The sequence below is a fragment of the Stenotrophomonas sp. YJH_SMC_4 genome, assembly GCF_059371575.1.
The window spans coordinates 129955-154924 of sequence record NZ_JCAFUR010000004.1 but is presented as its reverse complement, the minus strand read 5'-3'; the positions used below and the strand labels follow the sequence as shown (position 1 = coordinate 154924).

27 protein-coding genes are annotated in these 24970 nt (G+C 64.0%); 19 read left to right on the top strand and 8 right to left on the bottom strand.

Annotated features, from left to right (window positions below):
• Nucleotides 1-4: 4 nt before the first annotated feature.
• From virB11 to AC5P9F_RS09040, 13 genes are all read left to right on the top strand, one after another.
• Complete coding sequence (virB11, locus tag AC5P9F_RS09100; RefSeq protein ID WP_012480642.1) at nt 5-1048, top strand: P-type DNA transfer ATPase VirB11; 1044 nt, start codon at nt 5-7, stop codon at nt 1046-1048.
• A 3-nt stretch (nt 1049-1051) separates the two neighbouring features.
• Complete coding sequence (locus AC5P9F_RS09095) at nt 1052-2017, top strand: lytic transglycosylase domain-containing protein (protein ID WP_024958422.1); 966 nt, start codon at nt 1052-1054, stop codon at nt 2015-2017.
• Between the two features lie 73 nt (nt 2018-2090).
• The gene (locus AC5P9F_RS09090) at nt 2091-2510 is read left to right on the top strand and encodes a TrbC/VirB2 family protein (RefSeq protein WP_012480640.1); all 420 of its coding nucleotides are present in this window, start codon (nt 2091-2093) and stop codon (nt 2508-2510) included.
• Complete coding sequence (locus tag AC5P9F_RS09085) at nt 2503-2811, top strand: VirB3 family type IV secretion system protein (RefSeq protein ID WP_012480639.1); 309 nt, start codon at nt 2503-2505, stop codon at nt 2809-2811. Before AC5P9F_RS09090 ends, AC5P9F_RS09085 begins: the two co-directional genes overlap by 8 nt.
• 84 nt (nt 2812-2895) lie before the next feature.
• The gene (locus tag AC5P9F_RS09080) at nt 2896-5343 is read left to right on the top strand and encodes a VirB4 family type IV secretion/conjugal transfer ATPase (RefSeq protein ID WP_024958424.1); all 2448 of its coding nucleotides are present in this window, start codon (nt 2896-2898) and stop codon (nt 5341-5343) included.
• Between the two features lie 51 nt (nt 5344-5394).
• The gene (locus AC5P9F_RS09075; RefSeq protein ID WP_123958716.1) at nt 5395-6195 is read left to right on the top strand and encodes a hypothetical protein; all 801 of its coding nucleotides are present in this window, start codon (nt 5395-5397) and stop codon (nt 6193-6195) included.
• Nucleotides 6196-6269: 74 nt separating this feature from the next.
• The gene (locus tag AC5P9F_RS09070; protein ID WP_012480636.1) at nt 6270-7427 is read left to right on the top strand and encodes a TrbL/VirB6 family protein; all 1158 of its coding nucleotides are present in this window, start codon (nt 6270-6272) and stop codon (nt 7425-7427) included.
• An 11-nt stretch (nt 7428-7438) separates the two neighbouring features.
• Nucleotides 7439-7957: a DUF4189 domain-containing protein gene (locus tag AC5P9F_RS09065; protein WP_043034651.1), complete on the top strand. Its 519-nt coding sequence runs from the start codon at nt 7439-7441 to the stop codon at nt 7955-7957.
• Between the two features lie 32 nt (nt 7958-7989).
• Nucleotides 7990-8370: a DUF4189 domain-containing protein gene (locus AC5P9F_RS09060; RefSeq protein WP_077684470.1), complete on the top strand. Its 381-nt coding sequence runs from the start codon at nt 7990-7992 to the stop codon at nt 8368-8370.
• A 312-nt stretch (nt 8371-8682) separates the two neighbouring features.
• Entirely contained in the window at nt 8683-9234 is a 552-nt protein-coding gene (locus AC5P9F_RS09055; RefSeq protein WP_012480633.1) for a DUF4189 domain-containing protein, read from the top strand.
• A 317-nt stretch (nt 9235-9551) separates the two neighbouring features.
• Entirely contained in the window at nt 9552-10088 is a 537-nt protein-coding gene (locus AC5P9F_RS09050) for a hypothetical protein (RefSeq protein ID WP_005410114.1), read from the top strand.
• A gap of 57 nt (nt 10089-10145) precedes the next feature.
• Nucleotides 10146-11150: an XVIPCD domain-containing protein gene (locus AC5P9F_RS09045; RefSeq protein WP_099473709.1), complete on the top strand. Its 1005-nt coding sequence runs from the start codon at nt 10146-10148 to the stop codon at nt 11148-11150.
• Nucleotides 11151-11247: 97 nt separating this feature from the next.
• On the top strand, nt 11248-12348 hold the full coding sequence (locus AC5P9F_RS09040) for a hypothetical protein (RefSeq protein ID WP_099473707.1): 1101 nt from the start codon (nt 11248-11250) through the stop codon (nt 12346-12348).
• A gap of 49 nt (nt 12349-12397) precedes the next feature.
• On the opposite strand, the gene AC5P9F_RS09035 is transcribed toward AC5P9F_RS09040, so the two are convergent.
• From AC5P9F_RS09035 to AC5P9F_RS09025, 3 genes are read right to left on the bottom strand one after another with little or no spacing between them, the layout of a single operon-like run.
• Complete coding sequence (locus AC5P9F_RS09035; protein WP_099473705.1) at nt 12398-13726, bottom strand: XVIPCD domain-containing protein; 1329 nt, start codon at nt 13724-13726, stop codon at nt 12398-12400.
• Nucleotides 13723-14376, bottom strand: a complete 654-nt coding sequence (locus AC5P9F_RS09030) for a hypothetical protein (RefSeq protein ID WP_005413833.1) — start codon at nt 14374-14376, stop codon at nt 13723-13725. Before AC5P9F_RS09030 ends, AC5P9F_RS09035 begins: the two co-directional genes overlap by 4 nt.
• A 40-nt stretch (nt 14377-14416) precedes the next feature.
• On the bottom strand, nt 14417-15073 hold the full coding sequence (locus tag AC5P9F_RS09025) for a hypothetical protein (RefSeq protein WP_258014877.1): 657 nt from the start codon (nt 15071-15073) through the stop codon (nt 14417-14419).
• A 274-nt stretch (nt 15074-15347) separates the two neighbouring features.
• Here AC5P9F_RS09025 and AC5P9F_RS09020 point away from each other — a divergent pair, with 274 nt between their 5' ends.
• Nucleotides 15348-15854 carry a GNAT family N-acetyltransferase gene (locus AC5P9F_RS09020; protein ID WP_024958431.1) on the top strand — a complete coding sequence of 169 codons (507 nt, stop codon included), beginning with the start codon at nt 15348-15350 and terminating at the stop codon, nt 15852-15854.
• Nucleotides 15855-15876: 22 nt separating this feature from the next.
• Here the strand turns inward: AC5P9F_RS09020 and AC5P9F_RS09015 are convergent, their stop codons facing one another.
• From AC5P9F_RS09015 to AC5P9F_RS09005, 3 genes are all read right to left on the bottom strand, one after another.
• On the bottom strand, nt 15877-16083 hold the full coding sequence (locus AC5P9F_RS09015; protein ID WP_088429380.1) for a hypothetical protein: 207 nt from the start codon (nt 16081-16083) through the stop codon (nt 15877-15879).
• A 56-nt stretch (nt 16084-16139) separates the two neighbouring features.
• Nucleotides 16140-16577 (bottom strand): acetyltransferase, encoded by a 438-nt coding sequence (locus AC5P9F_RS09010; protein ID WP_099473701.1) that lies wholly within the window; start codon nt 16575-16577, stop codon nt 16140-16142.
• Nucleotides 16578-16645: 68 nt separating this feature from the next.
• Nucleotides 16646-17413, bottom strand: a complete 768-nt coding sequence (locus AC5P9F_RS09005) for an NAD(P)H-dependent oxidoreductase (RefSeq protein ID WP_099473699.1) — start codon at nt 17411-17413, stop codon at nt 16646-16648.
• A gap of 78 nt (nt 17414-17491) precedes the next feature.
• Between AC5P9F_RS09005 and AC5P9F_RS09000 the strand changes: the two genes are divergently transcribed.
• The 5 genes from AC5P9F_RS09000 to AC5P9F_RS08980 all read left to right on the top strand — a co-directional run bounded on the left by AC5P9F_RS09000 (nt 17492) and on the right by AC5P9F_RS08980 (nt 21399).
• Nucleotides 17492-17851, top strand: coding sequence for a winged helix-turn-helix transcriptional regulator (locus tag AC5P9F_RS09000; RefSeq protein WP_005410104.1), 360 nt, complete (start codon nt 17492-17494; stop codon nt 17849-17851).
• Between the two features lie 75 nt (nt 17852-17926).
• Complete coding sequence (gene tadA / locus AC5P9F_RS08995; RefSeq protein WP_099473697.1) at nt 17927-18451, top strand: tRNA adenosine(34) deaminase TadA; 525 nt, start codon at nt 17927-17929, stop codon at nt 18449-18451.
• A 75-nt stretch (nt 18452-18526) separates the two neighbouring features.
• A complete protein-coding gene (gene orn / locus AC5P9F_RS08990; RefSeq protein WP_005413827.1) occupies nt 18527-19099 on the top strand; it encodes an oligoribonuclease in 573 nt (190 codons plus the stop codon).
• Between the two features lie 169 nt (nt 19100-19268).
• Nucleotides 19269-20144 carry an EcsC family protein gene (locus tag AC5P9F_RS08985; protein ID WP_005413826.1) on the top strand — a complete coding sequence of 292 codons (876 nt, stop codon included), beginning with the start codon at nt 19269-19271 and terminating at the stop codon, nt 20142-20144.
• Between the two features lie 139 nt (nt 20145-20283).
• Entirely contained in the window at nt 20284-21399 is a 1116-nt protein-coding gene (locus AC5P9F_RS08980) for an alkene reductase (protein WP_012480623.1), read from the top strand.
• Between the two features lie 129 nt (nt 21400-21528).
• On the opposite strand, the gene AC5P9F_RS08975 is transcribed toward AC5P9F_RS08980, so the two are convergent.
• Both AC5P9F_RS08975 and ppsA read right to left on the bottom strand, forming a co-directional pair.
• Entirely contained in the window at nt 21529-22425 is an 897-nt protein-coding gene (locus AC5P9F_RS08975; RefSeq protein ID WP_005413824.1) for a mechanosensitive ion channel family protein, read from the bottom strand.
• 151 nt (nt 22426-22576) lie between these two features.
• Entirely contained in the window at nt 22577-24955 is a 2379-nt protein-coding gene (ppsA, locus tag AC5P9F_RS08970; RefSeq protein ID WP_005410098.1) for a phosphoenolpyruvate synthase, read from the bottom strand.
• Nucleotides 24956-24970 lie beyond the last annotated feature (15 nt).

Genomic DNA, 24970 nt, shown 5'->3' with positions numbered 1-24970 from the left:
AACCATGGACGCCGAAGTGTCACCCCTCGCCCTCGTTTCCAGCGATTTCCTGCGCTATCAGTACGAAGTGCTGGGCATCGCCGAGTACATGACATCCCCGGAAGTGACGGAAATCTGCATCAACCGTCCCGGTGAGCTGTACCTGGAAACCCGGGCCGGGTGGCAGCGGGTGGACGTGCCGGGCCTGACCTTCGAGCGGGCCCGGCAGTTCTGCACCGCCGTAGTGAACGAAAGCAACACCGGCCAGCGCATCACCGATGCCGATCCGGTGGTGTCGCTCACGTTCCCCACCGGCCAGCGTGCGCAGTTCGTGATTCCACCTGCCTGTGATGCCGGCAAGGTTTCGATCACGATCCGCCTGCCGTCCAAGCACACCAAGTCGCTCACCCAGTACCACGAGGATGGTTTCTTCAACCAGATCCTGGAACAGGATGGCAGTCTGAGCGAGCAGGACCGCGAGCTGCTGGAACTGCGCCAGCAGCGCGAGTACGCAGAATTCTTCCGTCGTGCGGTGATGTACCGCAAGAACATCGTGGTCTCCGGTGCGACCGGTAGCGGCAAGACCACCTTCATGAAAGCGCTGGTCAATCATATCCCGGACAACGAGCGCCTGGTCACGATCGAGGACGCACGCGAGCTGTTTCTGACCCAACCCAATGTGGTGCACCTGCTGTACTCCAAGGGCGGGCAGAGCACCAGCAATGTCAGCGCAAAGAGTTGCATGGAAGCCTGCCTGCGCATGAAGCCAGAACGCATCATCCTGGCCGAGCTGCGCGGTGACGAGGCGTTCTACTTCATCCGCAACTGCGCATCGGGCCACCCGGGCTCGATCACCAGTTGCCATGCCGGTAGCCCGGAGCAGACCTGGGATCAGCTGGCGCTGATGGTGAAGGCCTCGGCCGAGGGTTCGGGCCTGGAGTTCAACGTGATCAAGCGACTGTTGATGATGACCATCGACATCGTCGTGCATATCAAGGCGCATGCCGGCTCGCGCTACATCACCGGCATCGACTTCAATCCTGGGCGTGCCCAGGGGCAGGAGGGCTGACCAATGCTGCCAGGACTGGAAATGATGGCGTGCCCGGAAATGGCCGTCTCGATGGACGTGATGCAGCACGTCATCAACGTGGAATCGTCGCGCAACCCCTATGCCATCGGCGTGGTCGGCGGCGCCCTGGTGCGCCAGCCCAAGGCCCTCGACGAGGCGCTGGCCACCGTTCGCATGCTGGAGGAGAAGGGCTACAACTTCTCCATTGGCCTGGCCCAGGTCAACCGTTACAACCTGGGCAAGTACGGGCTGGATTCCTACGAGAAGGCCTTCCAGCAGTGCCCGAACCTGCAGGCTGGTTCGCGCATCCTCGCCGATTGCTACAAGCGCTCCGGTGGTGACTGGGGCAAGTCGTTCAGCTGCTACTACTCGGGCAACTTCGAGACCGGCTTCCGTCACGGGTACGTGCAGAAGATCTATGACTCGATCCGCCGCGGTCAGCAGGTCGCAAGCAACGGCGTCGCGCCGATTGACGTGGTCAGCCGCGGCGAGCGTCGGGTGGTCAGGGTCGAACATCATCCGCAGACGGCCTCGCCGGCCCAGGCACGCATCGTCGCCCAGGCCAGTGCGCCGGTGTACGTGCCGTCCAATGACCCGGCCCGGGCCTACACCGTTTACCCATCCACCGGTGCGATGGCCCGCGGCAGCCTGCTGAACATCGCCGACCAGGCGGTATCGCGCGTGGTGCTGGGCTCGGTCGATCGAATGATGCAGCCACAGGCACAGGGTGGAAACGACATGCCGCAGCAGGCTCCACAGCCGTATCAGCAGCCTGGTGCGGCGCAGGGCGGGGCCGCCATGCCGCAACAGCTTCCCGGGATGGCTGCCGGGGCGAACGCGCCGGTGATGCTGCGCCCGTGGAATGAGCGTAACGCGCCGGCAGCGGACACCCAGAATTTCTACAACGCACCGGCGCCCCGTGCGCCGGTGCAGCAGATTCCCGCAGGGGATGCGGCCTTCGTGTTCTGACGAAGTCGTGGTGCGACCGGTCCCCCGGCTGGTCGATTCAGTTGTGTTAGTCCATCAACAAGGAAATCAATCCATGAAGCGATTCAATCTCGACCTCGTCCAGGCCCAGCGCACGCTGAAGACCATGCTGATGGCCGTCGCATTCGCCGGTGCTGTGTTCGCTCCGCAGGCCCTGGCCGGCACTGACTTCGGTGGTACCGATGGCAAGGTCTGCGGCTTCTTCTCCAACATCAACGGTCTGCTGAACATGGCCTCGATCGCCGTGGTCACGATCGCCGTGATCTTCGCCGGTTACCAGATTGCGTTTGCCCACAAGCGCATCGGTGACGTGGCCCCGATCCTCATCGGCGGTGTGCTGATCGGCGCGGCAGGCCAGATCGCGCGCATGCTGCTCGGCAAGGAGGCTGGCAGCTGCGAAAAGGTCGGTGGTGGCGACGGCGCTGGCATGGCGTTTGAAATGATCAAGCACGCCGTCCAGTACTACAGTGCATAAGAACGTCCTGTTCCGGGGATGCACGCGCCCAGCGATGTTCCTGGGCGTTCCCTACCTGCCATTTTTCATGGTGGCGGGTGGGTTGTTGCTGCTGAGCATGTACACGAACTTCTGGTTTCTGCTGACCATCCCGGTGGCCATCTTCATCATGCGGCAGATGGCCAAGCGTGACGAGATGATCTTCCGCCTGCTGGGCCTGCGCCTGATGTTCAAGCTCAAGGTGCGCAACGTGCAGGAGCATGATGGCATGTGGGTGTTCAACCCGAATCACTACCGCAACAAGCCAGCCCCCAGGGATTGAGGGCTGGATCCGGCCAGGCGGGCGTTGAGCGCCCGCCTGGCCAACTCCGCATCTTTGTCGGCAGTACCTTTTGGAAGCAGTCGTATGTTCAACCCAGATACCTCCATCAGCGAATTCATCCCCTTGTCGTCGCACGTGGCTCCGAATGTGGTGAAGACCACGGGCGGCGACTACCTGTTGACGTGGCACCTGGAAGGGCTGCCGTTCGTGGGGCGCGAAGAATGGGAGCTTGAGCATCGGCACAACACCTTCAACCGGTTGCTGCAGACGCTGCGCGCGCCGGATTTCGTCAACGTTGCCTTCTGGGTGCATGACATCCGGCGCCGTCGCACCCTGAAGGGAAAGAGCTACTACAAGCAGCGCTTCAACCAGGATGTGTCCGACCAGTACATGGGCATGCTGTCCTCCCAGCGCATCATGCAGAACGAGCTGTACCTGACGATGATCTATCGTCCGGTGGTGGCGGGAAAGCGCTTCGTGGAGAAGTCCGCGAACGTGGACAAGCTGCGCGCCGAGCAGGAGCAGGCCGTCGAGAAGCTGATGGAGCTCGCCGGCAACGTCGAAGCTGTGATCCGCGACTACGCGCCTTACCGGCTCGGTATGTACGAAGCCAAGAACGGCGTGGTGTTTTCCGAAACGCTTGAGCTGTTCGGCTACCTGATCAACCGCATCGATGAGCCGGTACCGGTGCTGTCGGCGCCTGTGAAAGACTATCTTCCGGTCAGCCGTCATATGTTCTCGGCCAAGACCGGCGATTTCGTGATCAATACGCCCAATGGCGTCAACCATTTCGGCGCGATCCTGAATATCAAGGAATATGCCGAGGGCACCTATCCGGGCATCCTCAATGGTCTGAAGTATCTGGACTACGAGTACGTCATCACCCATTCGTTCAGCCCGATGGGACGCCAGGACGCATTGAAGGTGCTGGACCGGACCAAGGGCATGATGATCTCCTCGGGCGACAAGGCGGTCAGTCAGATCGTCGAACTCGACCAGGCGATGGATCATCTGTCGTCAGGCAACTTCGTGCTGGGCGAATACCACTTCATCATCGCGGTGTATGGCGACAGCCAGGCGAAGCTGTCGCAGAACGTGGCCTCGACCCGTGCCGAGCTGTCCAACGCCGGTTTCGTGTCGACCAAGGAGGATCTGGCAGTCACCTCGTCGTTCTATTCGCAGCTGCCGGCCAACTGGCGCTTCCGCACGCGGCTGGCCAACGTCAGCTCGCTGAATTTCCTCGGCCTGTCGCCGCTGCACAACTTCGCCACCGGCAAGCAGCACAACAACCCGTGGGGCGACTGCGTGACCACGCTGCAGACCACCAACGGTCAGCCGTATTACTTCAATTTCCATGCCACCCATCCATCCGAGAATTCGCTGGGTGAGAAGGCGATCGCCAACACCATGGTGATCGGCAAGTCCGGTACCGGCAAGACCGCGCTGATCAACTTCCTGCTCAGCCAGGTTCAGAAGTACGAGCCGTCACCGACCATCTTCTTCTTCGACAAGGACCGTGGTGCGGAGATCTTCGTGCGTGCCTGCGGTGGCAATTATCTGGCCCTGGAGAACGGTGCGCCGACTGGCTTCAACCCGTTCCAGTGCGAGAACAACGAAGCGAACGTGCAGTTCCTGGCCGACCTGATCAAGGTGCTGGCCGGCAAGCGCGAGTACAGCGCCCGCGAGGAAGAGGACATCTACCGTGCGGTGGAGAGCATGCTCGATACGCCGATGCATCTGCGCAGCATGACCAACTTCCAGAAGAGCCTGCCCAACATGGGCGACGACGGCCTCTATGCGCGCATGCGCCGTTGGACTTCGGGCAATTCGCTGGGTTGGGTCTTCGACAATCCGATCGATACGGTGGATCTGAGCAAGGCCAACATCATCGGCTTCGACTACACCGACATCATCGACAATCCCGAAGTGCGCGTGCCGGTCATCAATTACCTGCTGCACCGCCTGGAATCGCTGATCGACGGTCGACCGCTGATCTATGTGATGGACGAATTCTGGAAGATCCTGGACGGCGAGGGTGGCCTGAAGGAGTTCGCGAAGAACAAGCAGAAGACCATCCGTAAGCAGAACGGCCTGGGCATCTTCGCCACGCAGAGCCCGGAAGACGCGCTGAAGAGTGATATCTCCGCTGCCCTGATCGAGCAGACCGCCACGCTCATCCTGCTGCCGAACCCGAACGCCAGCAAGAGCGACTACATGGATGGCCTGAAGTTGACCGAGGCGGAGTTCAAGGTGGTCACGGCACTGGACGAGCGCTCGCGCTGCTTCCTGGTCAAGCAGGGCCATGCTTCCAGTGTCTGCCAGCTCAACCTGCGTGGCATGGACGACATCCTGTCGGTGATCTCGGCCTCGACCGACAACATCGACATCATGCATCGGGTGCTGCAGACGGCTGCAGTCCGCAATCGGATCACCGTGGACGAACTCACGCCGGAACAGTGGCTGGAGGACTTCTACAAGAACCGAAAGGGCTCTGGTAAAGCCAAGGCCTCTGCCGAAACCGATGCGGCTTGAAAGCCCTGGATCAGACAGCGCCGAATGAAATCCATTCCCCTGGAGAAGAACATGAGCATGACATCCCGAAATCACAAGCGCCACCGCGGTCTGCGTCAGAAGCGCCTGGCAGCCATCCTGCTGGGGAGCATGGTCATGTTCTCCACCACGTCGGTTTCGGCCGGTGGTTACCCTGTCTTCGACCTCAGTAATCTCATGCAGGCACTGAAGGACTTTGCCCAAGGGAAGGCGCAAATGAAGGCTGACGGGCTGGAGTACGCGGCTCAGGTAACTCGGTGGAGAAGGACGTTCCAGGAGTACCAAAATGCGCTTGTCCAGATCCAGGGCATGATCAACAACTTCGGCTTGCCGCCAGGCGCCACATTGGAGCGGGTTCCAGACGACTATATGGTCGCCGACCTCTGCCGTACGTCGGCGGGCTTCAGCGCTGGCAGCCTGCTGAAGAAGTTTGTGCTGGATACCTCCGGTGATCTCTACGCGCAGCAGCAGCAGCTGTGCGTCAACATCCAGATGATGGAAAACCGGAAGCGCAACGAGACGGTGGATTTCATCGAGAAGACCATTCCCAGCATCAACGCGTCGTTGTCTGAGATCATGGGCTGGCGAGGCGGCGCCGATGGCAATCTTGCGGGAACTCTTTCGGCCGTGAACAGTGACTCCCTGCGTACGGCAAACGATATTTCCAAGCTGCAGCAGGAGTGGGAGGCGCGCATGCGGTCCTACGACGCCTATCAGGAGTCAATGATGGCCAATCAGCGCGTGCTGGCGCGCGTGGCATTGAAGGGCAAGCCGGGCGTCATCTCGCAGCTGGTCAAGACGGCCGCATTGGAACGCGCTTTGCACGTCGACTGACGCCGCTTGGGGCAGGTGCATAGGCACCCGCTCCACGAGGTTGTCCGGTAGGGATACATCAAGGGATTGCGGAAATGATCAGGTCGATTGCCAATTTTGATTTCAATGGCGGATTCCAGGATTTGATGGGGCACGTTGCACGTGTCCAATCGATCGGGGATTTCGTGTTCTTCAAGTTCATCTTCGACTTCCTGCGAAGCAAGATAAACAAGTTCGGCATCGACATGATGGGGGAAATGATGCAGTGGGTCGGCGGCATCGCCCTCACGCTCATGACCCTGTGGGTGCTGGTGCAGGGCTTCCGCATCGTGACCGGCCGCAGCCGGGACTCAATGATGGTGCTGGTGACCAATATGGCGCGTGCGGCGTTGATCGTCAGCGCGGCCACCACGATGGGCGCTTTCGGCACCAACCTTCAGAGCTTCCTCACCCACGACGTCAAGGCAGAAATCACGAAGGTCGTGACAGGCTCGAACGAGTCACCCGAAGCTCAGATCGACAAGAGCCTGGCATGGATGCAGGTGGCGCTTTCCAGTATCGACGCCATCCAGATCATGAATGACGGGGAGCTGCTGGAGGACAAGAAGCGGGCACTGTTCTTCATCGGCATGGGCACCGCAGGTCCAGCCATCACCGCTGGTGCGATGCTGATGCTGTATGAAATCGCCATGGCGCTGTTCATCGGCTTTGGCCCCCTGTTCATCCTCTGCCTGTTGTTCGACCAGACCAAGCAGTTGTTCCAACGTTGGCTGTTCTACGGCATTGGCACGATGTTCTCCATGGCCGTACTTGCAGCGATGGTTTCCATCGCACTGGACATGGTGGTACGTGTGGCGGCCACTTTCTGGACCACAGCGCTGGTGCAGGAATTCATCCTCAAGGAAAGCATGTCCGACGGCATGACCAGCCAGGCAATGCAGCAGGGAGGCATGGGCCTGATCCTCACCGCGTTGATCCTGACTACACCCCCAATGGCAGCGATGTTCTTCCAGGGTACCCTGGGCACCTTCATGGCATATTCGCAGATAGGCGGTGGTGCAAGTGCCTCGCCGAGTGCCGATGGTCGTCCGCCGGGCATGTCGGCTCCGCCGCCGGCGGCTCCGGAGTCGTCTTCTGGCTCAAACTCCCATGGTCAGCAGTCGGCGATGGGGAAGATGTTTGATGGAACCGGAGGCCCGGGTTCAGCGGTTCCCGGTCAGCGTGGTGCGGCAAATCCGAGTCATGGAAACTAGAGATTCAGTTGATGAACGTAAGCGCCTCTCTAAAGCATCTGTGCTTGTCCCTGATCCTACTGGGCTCTGTGCACGTCAGTTCGGCGTTCGCTGAAGGGCGCTGCCCTCCGGGTCAGTACCCGATTGGCGACCAAGGCGTTGGTGGCTGCGCACCCATACCCGGCGCGGCTCAGAGCGCCCCGCAGGAGAATCCCGGGTATTGGGTCAAGACATGGGGTGCTGTCGCCAGCTCGCCTGGAGGAGATGCAGGTTCGGCCACTGGGCATCAGGCCAAGGCTTCGGCAGAGCGCCAAGCGGTCGAGCGATGCCGGCAGGGCGGAGCTACCGACTGCACAGTCGTTTTTACCTACTACAACCAGTGCTATGCGGTTGTCCGGGCTGCACGACCGGACAATGGCATGAGATTCAACACCGGGGCGACGAAAGAACAGGCGCAGGAGCGGGCAATCAAGGACTGCAAGGATTTGGGAAGTCAGGCTTGCTCCGTTTTCCATTCTGACTGTACCAAGCCGTTCTTCCAGCAAGACTGATCGGTTGTGACATCACACGGAGATTCAAGGCAATGGCCGACTTCAAATCTCTGCGTGGTGATTCAGCTTTCGTGATTTCTGCTCTGCTGTTCGCTGCATTACTTGTTGCCAGCAACGCCAGTGCCGAGGGCCGATGCCCGTCCGGCCAGTACCCCATCGGCGATCAAGGGGTTGGTGGGTGCGCCCCGATTCCTGGGGCAGGGGTAACTGCCCGCGAACCCGGGCCCGCGGGTCAGTGGCATAAGACGTGGGGGGCAATTGCGTCGTCCGACGCGACCGCAGATGCCGGTGTTGCGACGGGCCGGCCGAGCAAGGAGAACGCGGAGCAGTTTGCTCTGGCAGACTACGGTAGGCGCGGTGCTTCCGATTGCCGAGTCATCTACACGTATAGAAACCAGTGCGTTGCATGGTAGGTTCCCAATAGCCAGGGCGGGGCTTCCCGCGCCGGTTTTGCCAGCGCCAAGGACTCCGCCGAAGCGCGGAAGTTTGCCCAGCAGTCGTGCGTCGACACCGATGGAAAGGCGTGTCAGGTTGCATACGAGGACTGTACGAAGCCGGTCTATGAGTCATTCTGACCCGTTGATCGGATTGTCGGACTGGTAGTCAGCGCAACTCGCGATGGCGGCGGAAAGCTTCATGTGTTTGGGCGCAGCTCCGTTTGTTCTCTTGGCTCCAGCATCGACAGTGGGCAACGATCGTCCGCTCAGGTCATCCCACCCCTCACAATGGGCAGCAAAGGAATGGGTCTCCCCATGAAACGAATCCACCTCGCTTTTCTCCCGTGCCTGCTGATTGCAGGCCTGCTGCCGTTCACCGCGCTTGCCGAAGGCAATTGCCCGCAGGGCATGTATCCCATCGGTGGCCAGGGTGTACAGGGCTGTGCGCCCATTCCGGTGAGCAGCTCAGGCTCCCCGTACAACAATCGCCCCAACTGGGCGCAGACCGTGCGTGGCGTGGCGATGGATGCCCGCGGCGACACCTTCATCAGCAACTCGATGCGCTCGCGGGGCAAGGCCAAGCGTGCATCCATGAAGGAGTGCAAGGAGTTCGGGAAAGGCGAATGTACGTTGGCGACCCTGTTCCAGGCGCAATGCGTGGCGGTCGCCCACGCGGGCCTGGGCACTGAAACCACCAGCGTCGCCACCGCCATGTCCGAACAGGGAGCGGTCATTGTCGCGATGCAGCAATGCAACGCGAAGGCGGCATGGAAGCAGCTGCCGCAGGGACAATGCGGGATCGCCAGAACGGCCTGCACGGCGGATCTGTTCATTAGGTAAGGCGCCATTCACGCTAAGCCCCGTTTTCTGTGATCAATTCCGCTTTTCGATTTCCTCGCACTTCGACGCGGCAGAACGCCTCGCGGTAAGCTCCCCACGCGTCATGAAAATGACGCGCCAGTGCCGCCGAATGCAGGGGTTCTTCCGTCCAATGAGGACGCTGTCAGCCCCTGCGTCGGGTGACGCTCGCCATCATCGCGGTCTTGCCGTACGCAAGGCTATGATTCCTGTCCGCGCAGGCGCGGATAAGCCGGAACGCGTTCCGGCTGGGCAGGGAGGCGGGTATCGGCATGACCACATTGAAGGAGTGGGAGGGGATGGAAGACAGGGTTGGCGCACACATGGACGATGCCCTGGCATTTGTTCCGTCCGGTGCGAACCTGCTGGAAGCCGTAAGGGGCGAACTCAACGGCGATGGCATCGAGTATCAGCTGCTGGTCATCGACCAGCCGACGCCGGAAGGGCTGGTGCCCGGCCAGCACGGGCCAAACCGGGTGCTGCTGTTGCTGCGCGGTGATGGGCGCGGGCGCTGGCAGCTGGCCGCGCGCAACGACAAGCTGGTGCCGTGTTCCACCCGAGGTGGCCTGGCCGGCGACCCTTTTGCGTATGCAATGGTCGAGAAGGGCACCTTCAGCGTGATCACCAACGGCGGTAGCCGCGAGCGCTGGAGCAGCACCTACCGGTTCCGCTATGCGCCCGCGGACAAGGCCTGCTGGGTTGACGGGGTGAGACGCAAGGTCGTGGATATCGAGACCGAAGCGACCAACATCCGGGATTACTCGGCGGCGGAGCTGGGCAGGGTGAGGTTCGAGGACTTCGACCCATCCAGTGTTGCCGAGGTGTCGCTTCCATGAGCCAAGCTCCAACCGGCGGAAGGGAATCCGCGCTGATGAAGATTCAGGAGTTGCACTGTGTCGACCGATAGAGAGTCGCAGCTGCTGCGACAGGCGACCAAAGCCGGCATCGACTCCCCGCTTGAACTGGCCAATTTCATGGCCCAGGCAGGGCACGAGTCGCGCGGCTTGAGCCGGCTCAACGAGAGCTTCAACTTCACCCGGGGAATCTCGCAGATCCCGGTGGAGGCTGCGTGGCGCAATGGCAACGCCGCGTTGGAGAGCGCCCGCCAGGAAGCGCTGCGTGGTCGCCCGGAAAACCTGGCTGAGTTGATGTACGGCGGGCGCATGGGCAACGACGCGCCTGGTGACGCGCTGAAGTACCACGGCCGCGGCTATCTGCCATTGGTCGGCAAGGAGAATTACGAGCGTGCCGGCAAGGCGCTGGATCTGGACCTGGTGAATCACCCGGAGCTGGCAGCGCAGCCCGAGCACGCAGGCCGTATTGCCGTATGGCAGTGGCAGACACGGGTGCCGGAGGGGGCGCGCCACGATGTGCGCGAAGCAACTTATGCGCTCAACGGCGCGCTCAATGGCATCGAGGCGCGCCGGCAACGATTTGAGGTCTGGCAGCAGAAGTTGACGCCGGACGTGATGGCGCGACTGGATCGCGGCGAAGTCGGTGCGCCGGCGCAGACCGTTGCACGCGACATGTCGCATGCCGGTGAGCCCGGCAACGCATTGTTCGAGGATGCGCGCCAGCACCTGCGGCAGATGGGGCCGCAAAGTGGACTGCGCAGTGCACAGGAGCTCGACAATACCGCTGGCGCATTGGCGCTGGGGGCGCAGAAGGCCGGCCTGTCGCGCATCGATCATCTGCTGGCGGGCAACGACGGCCGTACGCTGTTTGCAGTGCAGGGCGCGCTGGGTGATCCGGCCATGCTGCGTGCGTCTGTTGACCGGGAGCAGGCCTCCCAGCAGCCACTGGCGCAGAGCAGCCAGCAGTTGGCGGCCAGCGTTGCGCAGCAGGATCCGACGGCCGCGCTCGCCCGCGAGCAGGAGCAGCGTTCCCGATCCCTGTAGCACTTGGTGCCGGCGGGCAGGGTGCCCGCTGGCGCTTTACGTACGACGCGTGGCGCCCTGTGGCGCCGACATGGAAACCCACCCGTAAGGACACCACATGCGAATCGTTCCCTTGAATGCCCTGCAGGCCGCCGCCCACTGCAATGCATCCGCGCGCCGCCTGCCGCCGCTCTGGCTGCTGTCACTTGGACTTGCCGCAGCCTCGGCACAGGCTCAGGAGACAGCGCCGCCCGTCGCGGAAACGCCCGCCGCGGCACAGGCGATCGCTGATGCGCCCGCAGGAACGGCACCGCCTGCTACCGCCGAGCCAACCGTTCCGGCGGTAGCACCCGCACCGCCCGCATTGGCCATCGTGCCATTGCCGCCCGAACGGGCGGCCGAGCGGGCGCTCGGTGCGCGCTGCCCGGTGGATCTGGCCGGGCGACTGGCGACCCAGGGCGACCTGCTGACCGGCGCCTGCCAGGGCACCATGCCGGCGCATCTGGCCGCTCTGCTGGTTGCGCTGCCCGAGCAGGACATCCACCTGCCGCGCAACTGGCGCGAGCGAGAGGTACAGCAGAAGGCCTGGTTCAAGGCGGTGCCTGGGTACGGCCAGCGCCCGGACTTCATCGTGCGGATGGGCGACGTCTGGGTGCGCTCGCTGGAAGGGCGCGACGCCGACAGCACGTTCTACCTGGTGTCCGCGCCGTTCACCTGCAGCGACCAGGTCGCCAACCGCGATGGCTACAGCGCGGAGCCGGTACGTGTGCCAGCGGGTAGCTGCCGCGAGGCCTATGTGGGCCAGCGTGTGTACCAGGTGCGTGGCGATGCGCCGCCGAGGGATGTTACCGCCGAAGCGATGCCGGCCATGCCACAGGTGACCGAGGCGGATCGCGCACGCCAGCTGGCGCGTGAGGGCAGGATCACGCTGGATCACAGCAAGCTGCAGTTCGGGCCGGCCATGCGTTGGTTCGTGCAGTATCCGGAGACGGTGCCGAAGGGTGGGGCGCGTGCGTTCAGTGACTGGAACCGCGAGCATCTTGCCTTCGTGGTCTGGACCGGCGATCGCTTCGAGTTGCGCGACAAGGTCCCGCGCAGCCAGTGGCCGTGTGATCCGGTCGCGCCGGGCGATCGCGCCTGCGGCGGCTTCCCGGATTCCGGGCCGGATCTGTTCGTGACCGCCAGTGCATCTGCGCCGGTCGCGGCCACCAGCCCCTGAGTCACGGTGCTGAGGCGGGAGCCGGAATGACCGGCTCCCGCGCTGTCCATCAGGCCTGCAGGCTGCGGGTCTGATGCTGCTGCTGTTCCAGCTGTTGGTCGCGCTCCAGCGCAAGGCGCTGGCCTGCAGCCTGCTGGTCGATGCGCTGGCTGCTATGTTCCAGCGGCGTGTTCATCGCCACTGCCGTATCCACCGACACGCGAAGGTGGGCGGGGTCACCGCCCTGGCCCTGCACGGCGAAGCTGCGCGAGGCATCGGCGTTCATCACCACTTCGTCGATGCGCTTGCCGCCTGCAGCGTGCATCTCCGCCGCCAGGCTGCCCGCCAGCTGCGTACTCATCACGTCCGGCACGCGGCCAACGCGCACGTCATGTGCGTGCACGCCGCGGATCGCGTCGTTGAACAGCGGGTTACCCAGGTGGTTGGCATCGTCCATGCGCAGCATGCTGGTGTGATGGCCATTCTTCTCCGCTTCGCGGCGTGCCGGTTCACCGGGCTGCAGCGGGCCGCGGATGTGGTCGTACAGATCGATGGCGCCGCCCGGGATGCCGCGTGCAGCGCGGGTGACGCCGCGACGCAGTGACTCGACGTCGTCGCGATACTCCTCGATCATCTTGGCGTTGTCTTTCGCCAGCTTCTGCGTTTCCGGGTGCTTCAGTACCGAGCCTTCGTTGAGGAAGTTGCCCAGCTTGTGCGCACCGAACGAGCTGGTGGCCGCGATGATCGGGCGGTCCGGAATCAGATCACGCAGGGCGTGATTGCTGAAGCCGTTTGCCGCGAGCGTCTTGATCTCGTCGGGCTTGGCATAGATGCGTACCTGGCCGAAATGCGGTGACGCGGCGCTGACCGGATCGGAGGCCATGACGTGGTTGATCATGGTGTTGCCGCCTTCCGGAATGCGATAGCTGAGGCTGACCGCGCCGTAGGCATTGAATGTCTCGCCCTTGACGTTGAAGTGGTGCGAGGTGATCTGGGCAAGAGCGCCGCCGAGGGAGTGACCGGTGACGGTGACCTGGGGCGCGGGCACACCGTTCAAGCGGGATTGAAGCGCGGCGCCTTCGAGCGTCCTCTGTGTCAAAGCAATCGCGTCAGGCGCCTGCACGTTGGTGCGCGCAACCACCATGCCGCCGTCGGTCAGAATCGCATCGCGAGCGATCTGCTCGGTGCCACGATGCGCAATGACGATCTCTTTGGTGTCTACGCGCTGATAGACGGTGCCCTGATAGCCGTTGAGACGATTGTTGACATGCTCAAGTATCTTGTACTCATGGCCGTTTAACGTGACTTTTTCTTCTTGGCCGGGTTCACGTCGGCCGACGGCCCGATCCTTGTAGGCGTCATTGGATAACGCGGCGTAGTCCTGAGAGGTGATGGTCACGGCGCGACCTCACTTGCGGAGAGGGTGATCGTAAACAGCTTGTCCTGCAGATCAGCGGCGTAGTTGCTGCGATCGGGCTCGCCACTGGCTGGGAAGTTGGGAACGCGATCTGCCTTCGGATAGACCAGATCCGGATAGTAGAGCGTATGGGCGCCACCTTCGGTCAGCGGCTTGGCGTCGACGAAGGTGAGGAAGCGGGTCTCTTCTTCGGCACCCGTCGCCTTCAGCATTGCCCCGGCACCGGTGAACTCCCACTTGCAGACGCCACGACCGTAGTAGTCCTCATCCAGCATGCGGTCCACATATAGCGTGCCGCGGTACTCGCCCTCAGCGACCTTGCGCAGCTCCACCGGTTCCTGGCTGGTGATACGTGCAGCTGTGCCGGTGGCCGGCTCGATGTGGCCGCACTGGTCTTCGTTGGTGACGTCGTACTGCGCTACGCCCTTGACCAGTGCGAAGTCGCCGGGTGCATCCTTGAGGCGCAATACCAGTTCATAGGCCTTGCGCGGGCTGGGGTTGAGCTTGGCGAGGCCGCGCCCACCCTGGGCGACATCGGCTTCAGCAGCGGCACGTTCCTGGTTCATGGCGGTCTCCGGGTTGCAGGCGGTCAATAGAAGCAGAGCAAGGCACGGAATCATCTTGTGGCGCAATGTCGGCCTCCTTGGGGGTAGGGGTTGTTGAACTGGCAGCTCATGGCACGAGCTTCTGCACAGTGGTGGTGGTTGAGAACAGCGCGTCGCGCAGATCTTCGCTGTACCCCGACGGATCTTCCTCGCCACTGGCGCCAAAGTTGGCGACAGTGTCGGCGCGCGGATAGATAAGGTTTGGGTAATAAAGCGTAAGAGGTGAGTCGCTCTCCATGCGCTCCTTGTCGACGAACGTAAGGAATCGCGTATCCGCCTCGCCGGTCGTAGCGCGCAACATCGCACCGACACCCGTCAACGTCCAATGGCAGACGCCACGCCCGTAGTAATCCTCGTCCTGCATGCGGTCGAGGTAGAACGTACCGCGGTATTCGTTCTCGTCGACCTTGTGTAGTTCCACCAACTCCTGGCTGGTGATGCGGCTGGCGGTACCGGTCGCCCACAGGACCCGGCCGCAGTCCCTGTGGTTGCTGACGTCGTACTGGGCAACGCCCTCGACCACCGCGAAGGGACCGGGGGCATCCTTCAGGGTCAGTACCAGCTCGTAGCCCTGCTGCGGTGACGGGTTGAGCTTGGCCAGGCCGCGTCCACCTGCGGCAACGTCACGCTCTGCGTCCGCGTAAGGCGAGCAGGCCGTCAGCGCCAGCAAGAGGCCCATCGGTACCAGATGGCGTCCATCGCGTGTCGGCGTGGCTACATCCATGGCGGCATCCTGCATCGTGCGTCCGTGTCCATATATCCTTCCCTGGTGACAGGTTTATCGATTATGGAGTGTTCTGGAAACCTGGCGCCAGCTACGGCAAGGTGTCGGTGACGGAATTTTGACGCATTCAGCGTTCGGCAGCGTCGCCGAATCGATTGCGGCACAGGCGATTCGGGGTTGGCCAGGCGATTGCGCTTCGCGTTCGACATTTCGCCGCCAATTTGTGACAACGGTCGCCAATTCACGCGACTCTCACGCAAGCGAGCATTACGCCATGAACTACACCATCCGTGCCGAAGCCATTGATGATCACGCCACCCTCCATGCGCTCACCGAGGCCGCATTCCGGAACGCTGCGCACAGCAGCCATACCGAGCAGTTCATCGTCGACGCCCTTCGCGCGCGCGGGGAGCTGAGCGTTTCGCTGGTGGCCGAGATGGACGGGAAGGTGATCGGCCATGTGGCGGTGTCGCCGGTGACGATCAGCGATGGCAGCACGGGCTGGTTTGGCCTGGGGCCGATTTCGGTATTGCCTGCCTGGCAGGGGCAGGGCATCGGTGCGGCCCTGATGCATGCCGCACTTGAAGCACTGCGTCAGCAGGGCGCACATGGCTGTGTATTGCTGGGCGAGCCGGCCTATTACGGTCGCTTCGGCTTCTGTGCCGAGCCGGGCCTGGTGCTGCCGGGTGTGCCGCCGGAGTACTTCCAGGCACTTTGCCTGCAGCCTCCGTTGGCACAGGGCGAAGTGCAGTACTCACCGGCCTTCGAGGCGACGGCCTGATCCGGGCCTGGCACGTTTCTGCTCAGGGCGCGCGCCAGGCGGTCGGTTCGGGTTGCGGCTTCGGAATGCGGTAACCGCCGATGTGTTCAAGCAGTTCATTGGTACGGCGCTGCTCGACCAGTACTTCACGCAGCAGGTTGCGCACGGCGAAGATGGCGAACGGCACCAGGATCCAGACCAGGCTGATGCCCAGCGCAAACAGGGTCAACAGGGCTTTTGCACCATCCATGCGGCATTCCTTGGTCGAAAGCAGCCACGCTAGCACGTGGCTGCTGCCGACGGATGTCAGCCGTTGTGCCGAAGGTGGATCAGCGGATACGGACGGCCTTGCGAATCCAGCGGTGAACGTCCGGTTTCGACGAAGCCCATGCGCAGGTAGAAGCCGACGGCCTGTGCGTTCTGTTCGTTGACGTCAGTACTCAGCTGCGGATGCTGGGTCAGAGCATGCTTCAGCAGTTGCCGGCCGATGCCGGTGCCACGTACGTCCGGATCGATGAACAGCGCTTCCATGTGCGTGCCATCGATCAGCATGAAGCCCAGCGGCCGATCCTGCGCATCGACAGCAACGGTCATCGGCGCCTGCGGCAGGAAACCGGCTACTTCGGCATCGATGGCCTGGCGGTCTTCGGCACTGAGGAAGTCGTGGGTGGCGTCGACGGCGCGGCGCCAGAGGTCGACAAGAGCGGCGCCGTCGTCGGCGCGAGAGGGGCGGAGGGTGGTCATGGGTTCGCCAAGGTGCTTGCAAAGAGTGCGTAGTATGGCGCGTCCCGATCCAGCGCGCAGATGTGGATTCATCCGGCGTTGCGATGGCGGATGAAGGGGCTGTAGGTAGTGGCCTCCGCGCGCAGCACAACGCCGTCCTCGAAATCGCTGCTGTCGTTGAAGGGCACGGTGGGCCACTGCGGCCATTGCGCCAGGCGTTCGCGGTAGTGGTGGGTTGCTGCAGCGAGTGCCTCGTCGTGGGCCTGCACACGCTCCGGTGCCAGCCCGGAACGCACGCCGTGCACCACGTGCGGTTCCATCACGTCGAAGCCGACGTAGCGCAGGCTGTACATCAAGGGCCACAGCAGCAACCGGGTATCTCCCTCGCGGCCGTCGACTGCGCAGGCCCGTGCAGATGAGCCGGTGGTGACGCTCAGCAACGCACGCTTGCCGCGCATCGCTCCGTGCTCGTGACGCAGGCGGCTGTTGTACATCGGCCCGTACACCAGTACGCGGTCCAGCCAGCCCTTCAGGATGGCCGGCGCCGCGAACCACCACAGCGGGAACTGCAGGATCAGCAGGTCTGCGGCCCGCAGCAGTTGCAGGTGACGTTGCACATCGACGGGCAGCTGGCCCTGCTCGGCGCTGTGCCGCTGTTCGCGTTGGGCGTCGAAGTGGCCGGGATGCAGGCGATGCGGATGGTGGTCAGCCGCTTCCAGCGGATCGAAGCCCTCCGCATACAGGTCGACCACGTCCACCTGCAGCGCGTCATGCCGCAGCTGCTCGGCGGCCTGAGCGGCCAGATGTGCATTGAAGGAGCGGGGCTCGGGGTGGGCAAGTAGGATCAGGGCGCGCATGGGGCGAGGTGTTCGAGGAGTGTGCGACCATCCTCGCGGTGCCGGCATGCGCCGGCAATTACGCACCTTGAGGTAACCATGGCCTTTCCCGGGGATGTCTATGCCGCCGACTGTTCGGCACGCGATGCGCTTGCGCTGATTTCAGGCAAGTGGGTGATGCTGCTGCTGCCGGCATTGGCGCAGGGCCCGCTTCGCAACGGCGCGTTGCTGCGGAAGATCGAAGGCATCTCGCAGAAGGTGCTGACCCAGACCCTGCGCCAGCTGGAGCGCAATGGGCTGGTCGAGCGGTGTGACCGGGGCAGCAAACCACTGCATGTGGAGTACCGCCTGACCGAGGTCGCGCGCGGCCTGGTCGAGACGCTGTCCGCCCTGGATCGCTGGGCCGAGCACAACTTCCCGGCGCTCGATGCGGCCCGCGAGCGCTTCGACGCGCGCTAGCGGCGCCTGCACGGCCCCGGGCGTACAATGCGCCCCCGGCGGCCATCCTGGCCCAGTTGAAAAGCGAGAACCGCCATGACCAATGTCCTGGGTGTACCGGTGCACGACGCCGATGAACACTGGATGCGCCATGCACTGGCCCTGGCCGAGCGCGCGCAGCGTGAGTTCGACGAGATTCCGGTCGGGGCGGTGCTGGTGGGCGCCGACGGCCAGCTGCTGGGCGAGGGCTGGAACCTCAACATCGCCTCGCACGACCCCAGCGCGCATGCCGAGATCGTGGCCATGCGGGCCGGTGGAAAGCTGCTCGCCAACCATCGCCTGCTTGGCAGCACGCTGTACGTGACCTTGGAGCCGTGCGCGATGTGCGCGATGGCGATCGTGCATGCGCGCGTTTCGCGCCTGGTCTACGGCGCCAGCGACCCCAAGACCGGTGCGTGCGGCAGCGTGTTCGACCTGCTCGGCGATGCCCGCCACAACCACCGGGTCGAGATCCACGGCGGGGTGCTGGCCAAGGAAGCCAGTACGCGCCTGACCAATTATTTCCGCGCCAAGCGTGGCAAGCCGCCGCTGCTGCTGGAAGACCACGTCGGCGAGGGCTGAGGGGCGAACGGGTATGATGGGCGCCTCTTTCCTTCACCGGTAGGCCGCGCGCCTGCCCAGCAACGAGGCGACACAATGGCGGACACCGGCGCGGCCAACGAACGACTGATCTGGATCGACCTGGAAATGACCGGGTTGGACACCGACAACGATTCGATCATCGAGATCGCCACCGTGGTCACCGACGCCCAGCTGAACGTACTGGCCGAAGGTCCGGAATTCGCCATCCATCATCCGCTGGAAACGCTGGAGGCGATGGACGAGTGGAACCGCAACCAGCATCGTCGTTCGGGCCTGTGGCAGCGCGTGGTGGACAGCACCACCACCCTCGGCCAGGCCGAGGCGCAGACGGTAAACTTCCTGGCGCAGTGGATCCCGGCCGGCCTTTCGCCGATGTGCGGCAACTCGATCTGCCAGGATCGCCGCTTCCTGCACCGCCAGATGCCGCGCCTAGAGAAGTACTTCCATTACCGCAACCTGGACGTGTCCACGGTGAAGGAACTGGCCAAGCGCTGGGCGCCGAGCGTGGCCGCCGGCGTCGGCAAGAACAGCAACCACACCGCGCTGAGCGACGTGCACGACTCGATCGCCGAGCTGCGCCATTACCGCCAGTTCATGGGCGCGCTGTCGGGCTTGCCCACGGCCTGAACAACAACGCCGGGCAAGGCCCGGCGCTACCGGGTGACACGCGAACTGGTAGTGCCGGCCGCTGGCCGGCAAGGCGTCGGGGCCGAACCCCTTCCCGCGGCAAGGGCTCTGACCCCTCTGTCGTGCCTCGCGACGAACCGTTCAACTCCCCGGCGCTAAGATCGGCGCCATGAACGAGCCCATCCTGCTTCCCCGCGACATTGCCCACGACGCCCGCGACTGGTCCGACCTGCAGCGGGCGGTGGCCCTGCTGGAAGCGCCGACCCTCACCGCGCGCATGGCCAATCTGGTCGGCACGCCGCTGGAGTTCGCGGTGAAGGCGCTGCCCAAGGCGGTCTCCGGCCGCATACACGGTGCGGTGCAGGCGGCGCTGTCCAAGTCCGCTCAGGCGGCGCTGTGGAGCATGGACAACTCGCCGGGCAAGGGAGCGTCGACCCGTTGGCACAAGCTGGCGGCAGCCACCTCGGGGGCGGTCGGCGGGGCCTTTGGTTTCGCGGCCTTGTTCATCGAACTGCCGGTGTCGACCACCATCATGATGCGCGCCGTGGCCGACGTGGCCCGCAGCGAGGGCTTCGACCTGTCCGAGTTCAGCACCCGGCAGGCGTGCCTGGAGGTGTTCGCGCTGGGTGGCAACTCGCCGCGCGACGACGCCAGCGAGACCGGCTACTACCTGGCCCGCGGCTTCACCACCGACGTGATGCGGCATCTTTCGGCCGAACTGGCTGGGCGTGTGGTGACCGGCCGCGACCTGACCCTGGGCGTGGCACCGAAGGAAGCTGGAAAGCTGCTGGCGAAGATGGTGGAGAAGGTGGCGGCGCGCTTCGGCGTGGTGGTCACCGAGAAATTCGCCGCACAGGCGGTGCCGATCGTCGGTGCTGCCGCCGGTGCAACGCTGAATACCATGTTCACCGACTACTACCAGGACATGGCGCGCGGCCACTTCATCGTGCGCCGGCTGGAGCGCAAGTACGGTGAGGATGTGGTGCGCGCCTGCTATGACCGCGTGGCGCATGGTGCGGTAAGGATCGAGCCAAGGCTGGAGTAGAGCCACGCCATGCGTGGATGAGCCCTCGTGGCGGGTGATCCTTGCCTCGAGGGAACAATTGTTTTGCCAGTGCATGCCTGTTGCCTGGCAGCCGGCATCCCCATCCTTTGCGGCACTCCCCCCGCAAGAGATTGCCGCCATGATGTTCACCCCCCACCGCCTGGGCGCGTTGACGCTGCCCAACCGCATCGTGATGCCGCCGATGACCCGCTCGCGCGCCGCCGATGGCAACGTCGCCACCGCGGAAATGGCCGCCTACTATGCGCAACGCGCCAGCGCCGGCCTGATCGTCAGCGAAGGTACCCAGATCAGCCAGCAGGGCCAGGGCTATGCCTGGACCCCGGGCATCCACAGTGCCGAGCAGGTGCAGGGCTGGCGGCAGGTGACCGATGCGGTGCACGCCGCCGGTGGCCGCATCTACGCCCAGCTGTGGCACGTCGGCCGTGTCTCGCATGTGGCCCTGCAGCCCGATGGCGCGGCGCCGGTGTCTTCCTCGGCATTGCTCGCCGAAGGCGTGAAAGTGTTCGTCGACCCGACTGGGGCGGGTCCCGAAGCCGGTGTGGGCGAGATGATCCAGCACTCGATGCCGCGCGCGCTGCGCGAGGACGAGATTCCGGGCATCGTCGCCGATTACGCGCAGGCTGCGCGCAATGCGCTGGCCGCGGGATTTGATGGTGTGGAACTGCACGGCGCCAACGGCTACCTGATCAACCAGTTCATCGATTCGCAGGCCAACCAGCGCACCGATGCCTACGGCGGTTCACTGCAGAATCGCCTGCGCTTCCTGCGCGAGGTGGTGCAGGCGGTGGTCGAGGTTGCCGGTGGCGAGCGTGTGGGCGTGCGCCTGGCGCCGCTGACCACGCTGCAGGGGGCGGTGGACGATACGCCGCAGGCGACCTATCTGGCTGCCGCACACCTGCTCGGTGAGATGGGGGTGGGCTACCTGCACATTGCCGAGGCCGACTGGGACGATGCACCGCCGATGCCGGTGGCGTTCAAGCAGGCGCTGCGCATGGTCTACCCGGGCACGCTGATCTACGCCGGCAAGTACACCGCCGAGCGCGCCGAGCAGGCACTGGCCGAAGGCTGGGCTGACCTGATCGGCTTCGGCCGGCCGTTCATCGCCAACCCGGATCTGCCCGAGCGCCTGCGTACGGGTGCGACGCTGAATCCGCCGGATCGCGCCACGTTCTTTGGCGGTGGTGCGGAGGGTTTCACAGATTACCCGGCGCTGGAAGAGAGCGTAGCTGCCTGATCCTGGGCGCTGCCGGCCAGCGGCCGGCACTACCAGTGGGCGAGGGGTAGTGCCGGCCGCTGGCCGGCATTTCAATGTCGTATCGCCGATGGGTGGGTGCCGACCGTTGGTCGGCACTACCGGCATGGATCACGGCTTGTCGCGCACCAGCGCATCAGCCTCCATGACCCCACCATCCTTGCCGTGCAGGTACAGGTGCATGTCCTGCTGCGGGTACGGGATGTTGATGCCGGCCTTGTCATAGCCCAGCTTCAGCTGCTCCAGTAGCGTGACCTTGGTGCCGAACCAGTCGGCCGACTTCACGTAGCAGCGGATGCCGAGGTTGATGGCGTGTGCGCCCAGTTCGTAGACCACCACGTCCGGTGCGGGGGTCTGCAGCACACGCGGATCGGCCTTCATCAGCGCCAGCGCGGTGTCGCGTGCCAGCTGGATGTTGTCTTCGTAGCCGATGCCGATCACCAGTTCGACGCGGCGCGTCGGCTCGGCGGTGAGGTTGATGATCGGCGCGGCGGTGATCAGCGTGTTCGGAATGGTGGTGTGCTGGTTGTCGGCGCCGGTAAGCACGGTCTGGAAGATGCGCACTTCGCGCACCGTGCCGGTCTGGCCGGCCACGGTGACCACATCGCCCACGCGGAACGGACGCAGCGTCACCAGCATCACGCCCGAGGCGATGTTGGACAGCGAATCCTTCAATGCCAGACCGACCGCCAGGCCAGCGGTGCCGAGCACGGCCAGCAGCGGGGTGATCTGCACGCCCAGCGTGCCGATGGCCAGCACCACCACGATCACCAGTGAGGCGGCATACACCACGTTGCGCAGGAAGCTTCCCAGCATCGGGTCCACACCCATGCGCGCAGTGGCGCGCGGCATTGCATTGGACAAGCGACGTGCCACCCACAGGCCCACCAGCAGCACCACGATCGCGGCCAGCAACGGCACGCCGTAGGTTTCCAGCAGGCGTTCCCAGTCGAGCGAGTGGAACCAGGGCGTTGCGGCGGGGGCGGCGGGTGCTGCTGCGGCGATCATGCGGAAGTCCTTTGCTGAGAAACGGTGTCTGCGTGGGGCAGGGCGTGCGTGCACGCCAGAAACACGAAGCCCCGCAGAGGCGGGGCTTGCATGCAGCAGCAGTATCGGCCGACGCCGATGAACACGACGTCAGCCCGTGGCCATCACGGCATCAGCCGTTGGCCTTCAGCTTGGCCAGGCGCAGCCAGGTATCGACCACGGTGTCCGGGTTCAGCGACACCGACTCGATGCCTTCCTGCATCAGCCATTCGGCCAGATCCGGGTGATCGGACGGGCCCTGGCCGCAGATGCCGACGTACTTGCCCTTGGCACGCGCTGCCTTGATCGCCATCGACAGCAGCTTCTTCACTGCCGGGTTCCGCTCGTCGAACAGGTGCGCAACGATCGAAGAGTCGCGGTCCAGGCCCAGGCTCAGCTGGGTCAGGTCGTTGGAGCCGATCGAGAAGCCGTCGAAGATCTCCAGGAACTCATCGGCGAGCAGTGCGTTGGACGGCACTTCGCACATCATGATGATCTTCAGGCCGTTCTCGCCCTGCTTCAGGCCGTTCTGTTCCAGCACCTCGACGACCTTGCGGCCTTCTTCCAGGGTGCGCACGAACGGAATCATGACCCACAGGTTGTCCAGGCCCATTTCGTTGCGCACGCGCAGCACGGCCTTGCACTCCAGCGCGAAGGCGGCCGAGAAGCTCGGGTCGACGTAACGGCTGGCGCCGCGGAAGCCGATCATCGGGTTCTCTTCGTGCGGCTCGTAGTTGCTGCCGCCGATCAGGTTGGCGTACTCGTTGGACTTGAAGTCCGACAGGCGCACGATCACCGGGTTCGGTGCAACCGAGGCGGTGAGGGTGGCGATGCCTTCGGCCAGGCGGTCGACGTAGAAGCTGACCGGATCACCGTAGCCGGCGATCTTCTCATCGATCTTCTTCTTGGTCGCCGCGTCCTGGCGGTCGTATTCCAGCAGTGCGTTCGGGTGGATGCCGATGTGGCTGGCGATGATCATTTCCAGGCGGGCCAGGCCGATGCCGGCGTTCGGCAGCTGGCCGAAGTCGAAGGCACGTTCCGGGTTGGCCACGTTCATCATGATCTTCAGCGGGGCCGGCGGCATGTTGCCCAGATCGGTGGTGGTGCGCTCGAAGCCGAGCTTGCCTTCGTAGATGAAGCCGGTATCGCCTTCAGCGCAGCTGACGGTGACCAGCTGGCCATCTTCAATGACCTTGGTGGCGTTGCCCGAACCGACCACGGCGGGCACGCCCAGCTCGCGCGCGATGATCGCGGCGTGGCAGGTGCGGCCACCACGGTTGGTGACGATGGCCGAAGCGCGCTTCATCACCGGTTCCCAGTCCGGGTCGGTCATGTCGGCGATCAGCACGTCGCCCGGCTGCACGCGATTCATGTCGTCCAGCGTCTTGACCACGCGGGCCACGCCCGAACCGATCTTGGCGCCCACAGCGCGGCCTTCGGCCAGCACGTTGCCGCCCTTTTCGGTCAGCGCGAAGCGCTCGATCTGGGTGGCGTGGCTGCGCGACTTCACCGTTTCCGGGCGCGCCTGCACGATGAACAGCTTGCCGCTGACACCGTCCTTGGCCCACTCGATGTCCATCGGGCGGCCGTAGTGCTTTTCGATGACCAGCGCCTGCTTGGACAGTTCCTGCACGTCCTCGTCGCTGATCGAGAAGGTGTTGCGCAGTTCGACCGGAGTGTCCTCGATCCTGACGCGCTCACCCGGGACATCCGAATACACCATGCGGATCGCCTTGCTGCCGAGCGAGCGGCGCAGGATCGCCGGCTTGCCGGCCTGCAGGGTGGGCTTGTAGACGTAGTACTCGTCCGGATTGACCGCACCCTGCACGACCATTTCGCCCAGGCCGAACGAAGAGGTGACGAACACCACGTCGCGGAAGCCGGACTCGGTGTCCAGGGTGAACAGCACGCCGGAGGAACCGACGCCCGAACGCACCATCAGCTGCACGCCGGCGGACAGGAACACGTCCTCATGCTTGAAGCCGTGGTGGACGCGGTAGGCGATCGCACGGTCGTTGTACAGCGAGGCGAACACTTCCTTGACCTTGTGCACGACATCGTCGGCACCGGTGACGTTGAGGAAGGTCTCCTGCTGGCCGGCGAAGGAGGCATCCGGCAGATCCTCGGCGGTGGCCGACGAACGCACGGCCACGGCCACGTCGCCGCCGCCGTTTTCGGCGCTCAGCTTGGCGTAGGCGGTGCGGATGTCCTGGTCCAGCTGCGGCTGCAGCGGCGCATCGATCACCCAGCTGCGGATTTCCTTGCCGGCGGCGGTCAGCGCGTTGACGTCCTCGACGTCCAGCGTGGCCAGCTTGTCGAAGATGCGCTTGGACAGATCGTTGTGCGCGATGAAGTCCTTGAAGGCTTCAGCGGTGGTGGCATAACCGCCCGGCACCGAAACGCCCAGACCGGCCAGGTTGCCGATCATCTCGCCCAGGGACGAATTCTTGCCGCCTACGCGGGCCAGATCGGCCAGACGCAGTTCGTGCAACCACAGGATGTTCTCGTTCAAGCGCGATGCTCCGTT